Source organism: Pseudomonas sp. Yb2C2 (assembly GCF_052112325.1).
Lineage (GTDB): Bacteria > Pseudomonadota > Gammaproteobacteria > Pseudomonadales > Pseudomonadaceae > Aquipseudomonas > Aquipseudomonas marginalis.
Genome location: NZ_JAVAJK010000025.1, coordinates 42710 through 56007, shown reverse-complemented (window position 1 = coordinate 56007; position 13298 = coordinate 42710). Strand labels below are relative to the sequence as shown.

11 protein-coding genes are annotated in these 13298 nt (G+C 61.6%); 8 read left to right on the top strand and 3 right to left on the bottom strand.

All coding sequences use genetic code 11. The features are described from left to right. Positions 1–16 precede the first annotated feature (16 nt). Positions 17–2779: an ATP-binding protein gene (locus Q8X51_RS27150; RefSeq protein ID WP_407694835.1), complete on the top strand. Its 2763-nt coding sequence runs from the start codon at positions 17–19 to the stop codon at positions 2777–2779. Here the strand turns inward: Q8X51_RS27150 and Q8X51_RS27145 are convergent. Then, positions 2726–4249: a winged helix-turn-helix domain-containing protein gene (locus Q8X51_RS27145; RefSeq protein WP_407694836.1), complete on the bottom strand. Its 1524-nt coding sequence runs from the start codon at positions 4247–4249 to the stop codon at positions 2726–2728. The genes Q8X51_RS27150 and Q8X51_RS27145 overlap by 54 nt on opposite strands. Positions 4250–4344: 95 nt before the next feature. Next, positions 4345–5295, bottom strand: a complete 951-nt coding sequence (locus Q8X51_RS27140) for a GlxA family transcriptional regulator (RefSeq protein WP_407694837.1) — start codon at positions 5293–5295, stop codon at positions 4345–4347. Between the two features lie 181 nt (positions 5296–5476). On the opposite strand from Q8X51_RS27140, the gene Q8X51_RS27135 reads away from it, so the two are divergent. Beyond that, the gene (locus tag Q8X51_RS27135) at positions 5477–6199 is read left to right on the top strand and encodes a pirin family protein (protein WP_323147513.1); all 723 of its coding nucleotides are present in this window, start codon (positions 5477–5479) and stop codon (positions 6197–6199) included. Positions 6200–6344: 145 nt separating this feature from the next. Beyond that, a complete protein-coding gene (locus tag Q8X51_RS27130; protein ID WP_407694838.1) occupies positions 6345–6848 on the top strand; it encodes a phage infection protein in 504 nt (167 codons plus the stop codon). A 62-nt stretch (positions 6849–6910) separates the two neighbouring features. On the opposite strand, the gene Q8X51_RS27125 is transcribed toward Q8X51_RS27130, so the two are convergent. Then, positions 6911–7915, bottom strand: a complete 1005-nt coding sequence (locus Q8X51_RS27125) for a quinone oxidoreductase family protein (RefSeq protein WP_407694839.1) — start codon at positions 7913–7915, stop codon at positions 6911–6913. A 101-nt stretch (positions 7916–8016) separates the two neighbouring features. Here Q8X51_RS27125 and Q8X51_RS27120 point away from each other — a divergent pair, with 101 nt between their 5' ends. The 5 genes from Q8X51_RS27120 to Q8X51_RS27100 all read left to right on the top strand — a co-directional run bounded on the left by Q8X51_RS27120 (position 8017) and on the right by Q8X51_RS27100 (position 12939). Continuing rightward, on the top strand, positions 8017–8880 hold the full coding sequence (locus tag Q8X51_RS27120) for a LysR family transcriptional regulator (RefSeq protein ID WP_065925174.1): 864 nt from the start codon (positions 8017–8019) through the stop codon (positions 8878–8880). Between the two features lie 320 nt (positions 8881–9200). Further along, positions 9201–9929: a winged helix-turn-helix domain-containing protein gene (locus tag Q8X51_RS27115; RefSeq protein WP_065925173.1), complete on the top strand. Its 729-nt coding sequence runs from the start codon at positions 9201–9203 to the stop codon at positions 9927–9929. Beyond that, the gene (locus Q8X51_RS27110; protein WP_407694840.1) at positions 9922–10626 is read left to right on the top strand and encodes a hypothetical protein; all 705 of its coding nucleotides are present in this window, start codon (positions 9922–9924) and stop codon (positions 10624–10626) included. Before Q8X51_RS27115 ends, Q8X51_RS27110 begins: the two co-directional genes overlap by 8 nt. Positions 10627–10657: 31 nt before the next feature. Further along, positions 10658–11305 (top strand): winged helix-turn-helix domain-containing protein, encoded by a 648-nt coding sequence (locus tag Q8X51_RS27105; RefSeq protein WP_065925171.1) that lies wholly within the window; start codon positions 10658–10660, stop codon positions 11303–11305. Positions 11306–11547: 242 nt separating this feature from the next. Continuing rightward, entirely contained in the window at positions 11548–12939 is a 1392-nt protein-coding gene (locus tag Q8X51_RS27100) for an undecaprenyl-phosphate glucose phosphotransferase (RefSeq protein ID WP_407694841.1), read from the top strand. Positions 12940–13298: the final 359 nt, after the last annotated feature.

Sequence of the window (13298 nt, the reverse complement as noted above, 5' to 3'; positions counted from 1 at the left end):
CAGAGCATGGCCACCCATGAGTGCCCCACGCGACCAGGCCGTGCATTTCGGCCCTTACCGTATCCACCCGCACCAGCGCCTGGTGCTGGAGGCCGGTCGCCCATTGCGCTTGGGACGGCGGGCCGTGGACATCCTGCTGATCCTGCTGGAGCAGGCCGGCACAGTGGTGAGCAAGCAGGAACTGATCGCCCGGGTCTGGCCCAAAAGCGTGGTGGAAGACGGCAACCTGCGGGTGCACATGGCGGCGCTGCGCAAGGCCCTGGGCGATGGCCAGGCCGGGCAGCGCTATATCGTTACGGTGGCCCAACGTGGCTACAGTTTTGTGGCGCCACTGAGCATCGAGCCGATGAGCCTACCGACCGAAGGCGCCCCCCAACGCCCGAGCCACAACCTGCCGCTGCGACGCACGCGCATGCTTGGCCGCCAGGCCCTGATCGACAGCCTGGTACAGCAGCTGCCCGAGCAGCGCTTTATCACCCTGACCGGCGCCGGCGGCATCGGCAAGACCACCGTCGCCTTGCGCGTGGCGGAATTGTTGATCGGCCATTACCGCGACGGTATTCGCCTGCTGGACCTGGCGCCTCTCAGCGCGCCGTCGATGATCCTGCCCAATCTCGCCGCGCTCCTCGACCTCACCCACACCGAGCACGAACCGTTGCCCGTGTTTGCACGCCGCCTGCAGGAGCACCAGTTGCTGCTGGTGATCGACAACTGCGAACACCTGCTGGACGACATCGCGCTGATCAGCGAGGCCCTGCTGCGCCACGCGCCCCAATTGCACATCCTCGCCACCAGCCGCGAGGCCTTGCGCGCCGAGGGCGAGTCGGTGCAGCGCCTGGAACCCCTGGCCTGCCCGCCCGCCACCGGTAACCGCGCTCAGGCCCTGGGTTATCCAGCCCTGCAACTGCTGATCGAGCGGGCCATGTCCCATCAGGACAGCTTTGAACTGAGCGAAGCCGAACTGCCCCTGGCCATTGATATCTGCCAACGCCTGGACGGCATTCCCCTGGCAATCGAGTTGGTGGCCGCGCAGATCGAGCGCTTCGGCCTGCCCGGCCTGCTGGTGCAGATGGAAGACAACTTTCGCCTGCTCACCCGTGGCCGACGCAGCGCCCTGCCCCGCCATCAAACCTTGCGTGCCACCCTGGACTGGAGCTTCGAATTGCTCACCGGCTGCGAGCAGATCTGTCTGCGTCGCCTCGCGGTGTTCCGCGGTGGTTTCAGCCTGGCCAGTGCGGCGGCGGTAATCGCCGGGCAACAGGTTGCACCGGCCGAGGTGCTGGGTTCGATCACCCAGCTGGTGGCGAAATCCTTGCTCAATGTGGAGGCCGGGGATGACGAGGTGATCTATCGCCTGCTGGACATCACCCGCACCTATGCCCTGGAAAAACTCAGCGTTGCCAATGAACTCGACGCCACCCGTGAACAACACGCCAGGCGCTGCCTGGTGCTGATGAACCAGGCGCAGGACGATTGGGAACAGACCGCCACCCAAACCTGGATCGACCGCTATGCGCCGCTGCGCGAAGACATTCGTGCCGCCCTCGACTGGGGCCTGGGCGACCAGGGCGTGCACCTGCTGGGCATTCGTCTCACCGTCAGCGCCATGCCGTTGTGGCAGGAGCTGTCGCTGCTGCGCGAACACGGCCTGTATGTGGGCAAGGCACTGGCGCGGCTGGGGCAATCGAGCACGCCGAGCCCGCACTTGAACATGGCCCTGCAGTTGGCCTTCGGCAGTTTTTCCTATCACATCCAGGGCGGTACGCCGCAGACCATCGAAGCCTTTGCCCATGCACGGCGCCTGGCCGAAGCCGACAGCAACCTGGTCGGCCAACTGCGCGCGGTGTCGGGGCAAATGGCGGTCAGCCTGTGTGGCGGCAACTACCGCGAGGCCCTGGAACAAAGCCTGCATTTCGACCGGTTGGGACCTCAGGCCGAGCCGTTGCTGGCCCTCAGCGCCCAACGCCTGAGGGTGCTGGCGCAGCACTTCGCCGGCAATCAGATACTGGCGCAGCAGAATGCCGAACAGGTGATCCAGCGCATGGCCCAGAGCGGCCATCTCAACCGGTTTACCCACGGCTTTGGCGTGCAGTACGACCAGAGCGTGGCCTCGTTGACCATCCTCGCGCGCATCCTGTGGCTGCGCGGTTTTCCCGAACGTGCGTGGCGCACCGCAAGCCAGGCGCTGGAGTTGGCGTTGCAGATCAACCACGGCACATCGATTTGCTACACCCTGGCCCTGGCTGGGGTGGTCATCGCCCACTACAACGGCGACACCCTCGCAGCCCGCGACCAGTTGGACCTGCTGCTACAGCAGGCGCAAAAGCATTCGGTGCAGTTGTTCCACACCTGGGCGCAATGCTACGAAGGCACGGCGCAGATCGCCGATGTGCAGGGATTGGGGCTGGTCGCAGACATCCTGGTGACCTTCAACGCCCGTGCAGTGGATGAGGCCTTGTTCGAACGCGCCCGGAGCGGTGCCGCCGGCTGGTGCAGCCCGGAAATCCTGCGCGTTCGCGCCGAGGCCATGGCCGATCCCCACGGGGCCGAGGCGCTGCTGCTCGAAGCCCTGGGCCTGGCACACCAGCAAGGCGCGTTGGCCTGGGAACTGCGCTGTGCGGACTCCTTGGCGCGGCTGTGGCAACAGCAGGGTCGTGTGCAGGCTGCTCGCGACCTGCTGGGTTCGGTCTACGCGCGATTCAGCGAAGGCTTCGCCACCCAGGACCTAGTCCGCGTACGCCGCCTGCTCGACGAGTTGCAGGACAAACGGCCGGCCTGAAAACGCTCCCAGGTAATGCCCATAACCCTGCTGCAAACGCGCCACCTGCTGCGGGTTACGCAGGAGTGCCAGGCCATAGCTGCGCACGCTGTTGAGCAGACGATAGCGCGGATACCCCGGACCGGGTTCGAGGCTCAGCAGCGAGGTGCCGACCAGCCGCCCGAGCAGGTACGACAAATCGGCGTGTTCCAGCTCGGTGCCGGCCACCAGCTTACCCAGGGTGGGCAAGGTCACAGCCATCTTGAACAGGCTCAGTTGCAGGAACAGCCAGCGCTCCGGCAGGCTCAGGCGCTCGTAGGTCCAGTCCAGGGCCGCGGTCAGGGATTGGTGGCGCTCCACCGCTGTGCGGCGGCCCCGGGTCAGTACCTGCAATCCACTGTGCAACTGCGCCTGTAGACCGCGCACGCCCAGCGCATCCACTTGGGCGGCCGCCAGTTCAAGGGCCAGGGGAATACCGTCGAGGCGCCGGCAGATGTCCCGCAACGGCGCCAGGTCCTGTCGGCGCAACACAAAGCCCTGTTGGCCGGCACATGCCCGGGCGACGAACAGTTGCACGGCGGGGAACGCCATGGCCTGTTCAACACTGCCCAGCGCCGACGGCGCCGGCACGCCCAGCGGGGGCACGCGCAGCACCCATTCGCCTGGGGCCTGCAACGCTTCGCGACTGCTGACCAGCACGCTGACCTGGGGCGCATTTTCGCGCAGCGCCCGCAAAAGATGTCGACAGGCACCGAGCAGCAGGTCGGCGCCGTCGAGTACCAGCAGCAATTGCCGGGAGACCAACTGGCGGCACAACTGCGTGACACTGCCGCTGGGTTCCAGATGCAGGATCGTGGCCAGGTGGCGCAGCATCATCAGCGGCGCCTCCACCGTGGCCAGGTCGACCCACCACACACCGTCGCGGTAGCGCGGCAACACGCGCTCGGCCAGGGCCAGGGCCAAGGTGCTCTTGCCCACGCCGGCGCACCCGGTCAGGGTCATCAGGCGCTGCCCGGACACCCGCCGCACCAGCACGCCCAGCAGTTCATCGCGACCGATCAGCGGGCTGAGCCGGGGGGCAAGGTTATGCCGGGGCAGCACCGCGGCAGCCGCGACCCGCACGGGGGCGGCGAAGCAGTAACCGCGCTGGGGGTCGTTGATAATCAAGCGTTGCCCGTCAAGGGCACGGCGCAGTGCGGCGATGTGCACCCGCAGGTTGTTCTCTTCCACCACGCTGCACGGCCAGACCCGCTCGATCAGGGTGGCCTTGCTGATAAATTGCCCTGGCGACTCCAGCAGCACCGCCAGAATATCCAAAGCCCGCCCGCCCAACGGCACCGGCCAACCCGCCTTGCTCACCAGCCGCTGCTGCCGATGAAAGGCATAGTCACCGAAGCGCACCGTGCTATCCGCGTCAATCGCCTGAGGCATATTCATGTCTGCAATCGCGCTGAAACGCCCGATCTTGGGCTTCCGCGCATCCTTTTCCATGGGCTCGACCTTATCTTGCCAGCTACCTGTAACAGGGCAATGCTGGCACAGGGAGCGATACGGACAATCGGGTGCGCGAGACGGACATCCTGTCGTTAACTGAACTGCTGGCGATATTGGGTCGGGTTGAGGCCGAGTTTTTCACTGAATAGAAAGCGCATGTGCCGCACGCTGCCGAAGCCTGCGTGGAACGCCACGGTCTTGAGCGGCAGGTCGGTGGTTTCCAGCAGTTGCCGGGCGCGGTCGATGCGCGCGCCCTGCAGGAAGGCCATGGGCGTCATCTGCACGTCCTTGGCGAACAACCGGGCAAAGTGGCGCGGGCTCATGCCGGCCAGCTCGGCCATGGACTCGATGGTAAAGGGCTGGTCCAGATGGGCGAGCACATGGTTCTGCACCCGGGTGATCGCGGTTTCCTGGGGTGCCACGGACGCGGTCATCGGGCTGAACTGGGCTTGGCCGCCCTGGCGCTTCATCACCACCAGCAGCACCTTGGCCACATCCACCGCCACTTGCTTGCCATGGTCCTGGGCGACGATCGACAGCGCCAGGTCGATACCGGCGGTGACCCCGCCCGAGGTAATCAACCGCCCGTCCTGCAGGTAGATGCGATCCGTCTCGACGATGGCCTTGGGGAAGGCCTTGATTAGGCGCTCGGTGTAGTGCCAGTGGGTGGTCACGCGGCGTTCGTCGAGCAGCCCGGCGTGGCCCAGCACAAAGGCGCCGGTGCAGATCGAGCCGAAGCGCCGCGCCCGTGGCGCCGCCGCCTTGAGCCAGGGTAGCAGCGCCGGATGGCATTCGTTATAGGCACCCGGGCCGCCGGGCACCAGCAGCAGGTCATAAGCCGCCTGGGCCTGGTCCAGCAGCAGGTCAGTCTGGACCAGCACCCCATTGGAGGCGCGCAACGGACCGGGCTCGGTACCCAGGGTGAGGATCTGGTAATGCTCCGCCGCCGGCAGGTAGCGGTTGGCAATGGAAAACACTTCGAGCGGCCCGGCCATGTCAAGCAGGAGGAAGTCCGGGAACAGCGCCATGGCCACGGTTTTCATACGGGAAGCATCCATCGAGGGGAAGAAAGCGAAAGGCATTATGGCATGGCTTTTACTGTCAATCTCAAGGAGACAGTTATTCAAATTTCAGCTTCTTAATGAATTTTCAGGTTGCCAGTAACCTTCTTCTCAACGCAAGCGCCCTGCATCTCGCAGCCCGCGCTCACTTGAGGACAAGACCATGCTGACCCTTCGCAAAGCTTCCGAACGCGGCGCCGCCAATCACGGTTGGTTGAAGTCGTTCCACACCTTCTCGTTCGCCAACTATTGGAACCCCGATGAACAGGGTTTTTCCGACCTGCTGGTGATCAACGACGACCGCGTCGCGGCCGGCAAAGGCTTCGGCCAACACCCGCACCGCGACATGGAGATTTTCTCCTATGTGCTTGAAGGCGCCCTGGAACACAAGGACACCCTGGGCACCGGCTCGGTGATTCGCCCCGGCGATGTGCAACTGATGAGCGCCGGCAGCGGCGTGGCCCACAGCGAGTTCAACCACAGCCAGACCCGTGGCGTGCACTTCCTGCAAATCTGGATCGTGCCCGCCGTGGCCGGTGCCGAGCCGCGCTATCAACAGGAGCACTTCAGCGCGGCGCAGAAACAAGGGCGCCTGCAACTGATCATCTCGCCGGACGGCAGCGACGGCTCCCTGACCGTGCGCCAGGACGCCCGGGTGTACGCCGGGCTGTTCAACGGCGACGAAGTCGCGACCCTCGACCTGCCGCCGGATCGCCACGTGTACATCCATGTGGCTCGGGGCAGCGTGGACATCAACGGCCAGCGCTTGCAGGAAGGCGACGGTGCCCGAGTGCGCGATGAGCGGCAAATCCGCCTGAGCCAGGGCCAGGATGCCGAGGTGCTGGTGTTCGACCTGCGCCCTCAGGAACGGCCACAGATGCCGTGACCGGCTCGGCGATGGCCCTTTGAAACGGGCCATCGCTGGCATCGATAGTCACCATCAGCCCAATGAAGTTCTCTTAAAAAATGCAACGCGTAACATCAAACCCATACCAGGCAACACCCAACTAAAACACTCGGAGCACACCATCATGAAACGCCAAATCTTGCTTAGCCTCGCTTTCTCGGTACTCGCTGCAAACGCATTTGCCCACCCTGTTGTTGCTGAAGGCGGCGCGGATCGCCTGATCGAAAGCCGTGTTGCTGAAGGTGGCTCGGATCGCCTGCTGGAACGTCGTGTTGCCGAAGGTGGCTCGGATCGCTTGCTGGAACGTCGTGTTGCCGAAGGTGGTGCTGATCGCTTGCAGCAACGCGGTATTGTTGAAGGTGGCGCTGATCGCCTGCAAGGCAACCGCGTCGCCGAAGATGGCGCCGACCGCCTGCAAGGCAACCGCGTCGCCGAAGATGGCGCCGATCGCCTGCAAGGCAACCGCTTCGCCGAAGATGGCGCCGATCGCCTGCAAGGCAACCGCGTTGCCGAAGGTGGCGCTGATCGCTTGCAGGAACGTGGCCTGGCCGAAGGCGGTGCCGATCGTTTGCAGCAACGCGGTATTGTTGAAGGCGGTGCCGATCGCCTGCTGGACAACCACGCTTAATCCCGCACTGTTCGCGGGGCACCCCAAACCGGCCTGATCAGCCGGTTTTTTTTCGTCTTCGATTAATGCAGGTCGCGGTCCACCCACACCACAGCCTTGCCGATCTGTTGCCGCGCTTCGATGCGCTCATGTACCTGATGCAGCGTTTCCAGCGTGTAATGCCCTTCGATAGCCACCGTCAACGTACCTTCGAGCATCGCCGCAAATACCGCGTTGGCACGCCGTTGTACGGTGGCGCCGTCGGCCATATGGTCGGCCAGCCGGGGGCGCGTCAAAAACAGCGAGCCCGCCTCCCCCAGTTCCATCGGGTCGAGATCGGTCAACGAACCCGAGACATTGCCGTAGTTCACGATCAGGCCGCGCGTGCGGCAGGCGCGGAAGCTGTTACGCAGGGTGCTTTTGCCGAGCGAATCGAAGACCACATCCACGCCCTGCCCGCCCGTGGCCTCCAACACCCGCTCGGCAAATCGGCCGCCGTCATAGACCCAGGCCTGGTGGGCCCCGCGCTCGTGGGCAATGGCGCATCGTTCAGCGGTGCTGCCGGTGGCGAACACCGTGGCGCCTGAGCGCCGGGCCATCTGTACCAGCAACTGGCCGATGCTGCCGCACGCAGCGTGGACCAGGCAGGTGCTGCCGGCCTGCAACCTGGCGACATCCTCGATCAAGTAGTAGGCGGTACAGCCTTGAAACATCGCCGCAGCCGCCTGATCGAAGGCGATGGCACCGGGAATCTGCGCCACCCTGGCCGCGGGCACCAGGGCGTACTCGGCGAAGGCGCCCCAGGCAATGCACCACGCCACCCGGTCGCCGACGGCCAAATGGCTGATGCCTGCGCCGACTTCCACCACCACGCCGGCGCCCTCCATACCCAAGGTGCAGGGCAGGCGCACCGGATAGGTCGACGACTGCGCATATTTGCCCTGGCGGGTATGGATATCCATGAAGTTGATCCCGGCGCACGCCACCTTGACCAGCACATGCCCGGCCAACACCTGGGGTTTGGGGACGTCATGGCGCAATTGGGCGACTTCAGGGCCGCCGTAGGTTTGCAAGGTAATGGCTTTCATCGGGGACAACTCCGTGTGCACTGGGAAGCGGCCATGGTAAAAGGACGCTCTCAGTAGGAAAATTCCCCAAAGCTTCCCAGCCTCCGTGCGGAAATAACCCGATGTTCGATTGGCAGGACCTGTATTACTTCACGGTACTGGCACGTAGCCAGTCGTTGTCGGCGGCCGCCCGCGAGTTGCAGGTGGAGCACGCCACCGTCGGGCGCCGCGTCGATGCGCTGGAAAAAGCCCTCGGCGTCAAACTGGTGGACCGCCTGCCGCGCAGCCGCCCGCTGACCGCGCAAGGCCTGGCATTGGCGGAGTTGGCGGCGGGCATGGACGAAATGGCGACCCAGGTGATGCGCCTGTCGCGGGTCGCGTCGATCGAAATGGCCGGCACGGTGCGGGTCAGTTGCCCGCCGTCTATCGCCCACTATTGCATTGCGCCCCATATAGCGCGGCTGCGCGCCCAATACCCGCAGTTGAACCTGGTGCTGATGCCGTCGACCCAACTGGCCGCGCTGGACAAAGGTGAAGCGGATATTGCCCTGCGCACGGTGCGTCCCGATGAGGAAGCCCTGGTACGCAGGAAAGTCGGCGTGGTGCGCTTCGGGCTGTATGGCCCGCCGACGTTCCAGCAATTGCCGGCTGCGCAGTGGACGTTCATCGCCTACGACAGCAGCCGTGACCACCTGCCCCAGCAAGCCTGGATGCACCAACTGCGCGGCGGCCGTGAGATCGCGTTTGCCGCAAGCGACCTGGCCACCCAGCAAATGGCGGCCAGGGCCCAGGTGGGCGCGGTGGTGTTGCCGACCCTGGTGGGCGATCACGACCCGCTGCTGGTCAGGCTGCCCACTGCGGTCGAAGGCCCTTTACGTGATATCTGGCTCACGGTGTACCCCGACATGCGCCGCTCGCCGTCCGTGAAGGTGGTCATGGAGTTTCTGGTGGCGTGCATCGAGGCCGAAGTGCAGTTGCGCCGTTGAGCCCATCCGAGGGGCCGGCCGCCAACCTTCGGGGCGCTCTGCAGGCGTTTTTCCGGTCTGAGAAGGTCAACGCTTAAACCTGCACCCGTCAAAAAAATCGTTGGAACTAAAATACTTATCGAGCATTAAGAGTTTGCACTAGGATATGTGTAAGTCGGTACAACCTCCCATGAAATATCCCCCTATTACCCCCTGCGCTCGTAAAAACCAAGTGGTGAATGTTAAAATTTGTCACGTTTTAGCGGAATCAATTCGATTAGTATCTAAACGCTAGCAGCGATTGAACTGACGGCCTTGCATGCCGGAAAAGGGAGTAGGTGATGCATTTTTCCAACGTCCTCGCTATTGCACGGACTCAATCGAAATCAGAGGACTTTCGGGCGCTTTTAGTTCGCACTGTAGCGAATAATTTAAAAGTCGATACACGTTGCTACGGTCAACTAATTGACACCCAGGAAAGCCACGTACATTACCGTGCCATCATTATAGAAATTGATACACCCTCCGCCAGCAATCTGAGCCTGGACATAATAAAAAAAGCGCGAACTGAAAACCCCGACTGCACGATATTCGTCGTGATCACCTTTGCGTCGACCCTGAGCAAAACAAAATACTACCTGGCTGGCGCCGATTACTGCATCAAGGCGATCGAAACTTCACCCGAAAAAAAGTTGAATCTGTTTGATGCCTTTCTCAGTGAAAGCGCTCGACTCAATCAGTGCGACCTGATTCTCGACCAAGACCGCATGTGCCTGTATGGCGACGGGAAAAAGTTGGAAATATCCTTCGTCGAAATGAAAGTATTGGAAGCGCTTATTCAGAACCGACTGCTCAGTCATAATGAGATCGCCCGTGTCATGGGACTTAATACCAAGTACTACGACTCCCGTGCACTGGAAAAATCCATCAGCCGTTTGCGCAGTAAAATCAAGGCGCACTACGGTGAAAACATCATCCAAAATATTCGCGGTTATGGTTATAAACTCAGCCGGGGTCTTATTTGCGCCAGCCATTTCCAACCCACTAAGGAGGGGCCGAGCCGTGAATAGTGAAAAAACGCCCCCTGTACATACCCCGCACTTCAAGATCATCAGGCAAGCCATCGTTGATCGCGGTCATGCCTGGTGGGGCAGCGAAATCAGCGTGGCGGATGGCGTGGATCCCGAACAACTTGAAAGTGCCTGCACTGACGCCTTGCGCCATATCCACCCACCGCGCAAAACGCCTAAGGCGGTCAGCCCGGCGACGAGTCATACGCTTCTGCGCATGGGTCAATCGGCCCTGATGAACGAGGACATCCTCAAGGCGATCATTCAGGCCGCGCAGGCATTGGAATACCACAAACACCCCTTCACCCTCAGTCTCGACAACCCACTGGACGCCCTGCCCGGTCCGGTAGAACGCCGGGCGATGGTGCGTCAGTTGTATAAGTTGAAAGACCATAGCGGTATCACGTTGGCCTACAACAACTACAGACTCGATACAAAGCCGGCAGACCTGCTGGTCGACCTCGAGCTCTACGACTATATAAAAATGCCCTTTCCGGATTCTGCCCTCAGGCTCAGCCTCAATACGCGCTCGGACCTGTTCGACCGGCTTTACGATCACATGCTGGAACTGATCAGTGCCTGCAGGGTCTGCTTCATCGCCGATCAGGTCGAGTTTGCCGACAGCGCCATGCTGGCTAAAAACTTGCCGTTCGAATACTTTCAGGGCGGCTATTACTCCCCCGCTGACTGCCTTTAACAACTGCATCTTCCTGATATGGGTGGACCCTATGAGTTCTTTCAAGAAACACGCCTTCGCTCCAACACTTGCGTCTATCGCACTGCAGGACTTCACGCCCAACGCAGAGTTCTTCTATTACGATGTAAACGCCCCGGCGACCACGGACCCCGCCGATACAAATCCGGCGTTTTCCCAACCACAGATCACCCCGCATTTTAATACCTACATTATTACCCACACCCTCAACTTGCCCTCACAATCGTTTAACCCCAAGCGGCAAGAATCCAGAATGCCAACCGCCAAGGCCCCTGACAGCGCACCGAATAACCATACGCGTACTCAAGAGATCAGCGCCGAACGAACGCCACTGTATCCACAGGATTTCTGGCTGCTCACCCAACATGATCGAGCACTGGTCAAGGGCGGCCTGCGCATTTCATTGACCACTATTGAATCGGCGCTGATTAAAAAGATGCTGCACCATGAAGAACGCGTGGTCAGCAAAGAAGAGTTGATCCGTAATATAGGTCGTGAACCCGATTTATACCGCGGATTGGAAATGTGCCTGAGTCGTTTGCAGGAAAAGTTCAAGCGGGTCAACGACGGTGAACGCCTGTTTCGTGCGGTAAGAAACCGTGGTTATTGCCTGACGCAAAAAATCAAAAAGCCGCTCGAGCTTAGTCAGCCACGCCGTTAACAAAAATAAAAACAACCCAGGCCTTTTAATTCACCCTGCCTATTAAAAACTCTTCTACCTGCCCTTTTATAACATCCACTTCGCCAGACCCTCCTGACCTTGTTATAAGTCGTCAGCCACTGCCCCCTGCCGTTCATTACTATCAATGGGCACACGCCTGCGCGTGCCTGTCGTTTATAAAAGTTAACCGTTAACCCTTAACGCCTGCCACCACGTGCGCGGTCATCACCGGGAGCAGAACTATGCTTAATAACACTAGAATGCATCGCAACCTGACCCCCAGGGGTTTGACGTTCTGGGGACAATGGACACTCGCATCGAGCTTAGTTGTTGCACTGTTATTTACGCTGGTTATCTTGAAGACTGGCCAACTGGAGTATTACTACCGCGTCCTGGCCGCCTTTACGATATTGGCCTCTCTCCCGGCGTATACCTTGTGCGATGTCTACAGCAAAAAAGATGATTATGCCGTGGGCCTTGGACGCTTGTTCATGGGCTGGCTGTTAACCATGGGTATATTGTTTGCCGTGGGCGTAGCCTGTAATGCCAGCGCACTGTTCCCTGTGGAAACCTTATTACTCTGGGCGGCGGTCAGTTACCCGTTATTGGCACTGTGTTACATACCGCTGCACAGCCTGTCCCGGTATTACCATCGCCAACTTCACGAGCGCCACAAGTCGTTGATCGTAGGCACTGGCAAGCTTGCCGTGGACCTGGCCAGAACCCTCTCACGGCAAAAACGCTCGCCCCTGGTGGGTCTGGTCGGCAGCCGTGCCGAGGCGACCGAGGATGCGCAAGCGCAGATCCTCGGCGAGCTGCCGCAACTGCCCCAATTGATCCGGCAACACGGCATCCGCCGGCTCTACATCACCCATTCATTGCAGGACGCCACCCACATTGAGGCGTTGTACCTCAACCTGCTGGAGATCAGCGTGGATGTGATCTGGGTGCCCGACCTCAATAACATGCTGCTGCTCAACCATTGCGTGGCCGAAGTGGATGGGCTGCCGGCGATCTACCTCAACGAAAGCCCGCTGACCAGCCGCCCCACCGCTGCACTGAGCAAGTCGCTGCTGGACAAGAGCCTGGCTGCTCTGGCGATCATCGTGCTGAGCCCGCTGCTGTTGCTGGTCGCCCTGCTGATCAAGCTCACCTCCCCCGGCCCGGTGATCTTCAAGCAGGACCGCCACGGCTGGAATGGCGAGGTGATCAAGGTGTGGAAATTCCGCTCCATGCGTGTGCATGACGACCATGAGGTACGCCAGGCCAGTCGCAACGATTCACGCATTACGCCGGTGGGCCGGTTTATCCGGCGTACCTCCATCGATGAATTGCCGCAGCTGTTCAACGTGCTGCAAGGGCACATGGCCCTGGTCGGCCCACGCCCCCATGCGATTGCACACAACGACTACTACTCGGGGAAAATCCGCGCCTACATGGCCCGCCATCGGATCAAACCCGGCATCACCGGCCTGGCGCAGGTCAATGGCTGCCGGGGCGAGACCGAGACCCTGGAGAAGATGCAACAGCGCGTCGATATCGACCTGCGCTACATCAATACCTGGTCGCTGTGGCTGGACATCAAGATCCTGTTGAAGACGCCGTTTACGCTGCTGTCCAAGGACATCTACTGACCCCCTGCGTAGCAAGGCTGCGTCAGCGGTGTGCCTGGCAGACCGTAAACGCAGCCTCGCCGCGGCTCGACAGCTGCTACGAGTGCCAATCCCCATCACCACCTCCCCCCCGTAGCGCAAGCGAGGCTGCGTCAGCGGCGTGCCTGGCAGGCCGTAAACGCAGCCTCGCCGGGGCTCGACAGCTGCTACGAGTGCCAATCCCCATCACCACCTCACCCCCGTAGCGCAAGCGAGGCTGCGTCAGCGGTGTGCCTGGCAGGCCGTAAACGCAGCCTCGCCGGGGCTCGGCAGCTGCTACGAATGCCAATCCCCATCACCACCTCACCCCCGTAGCAGCTGCCGAGCGCAAGCGAGGCTGC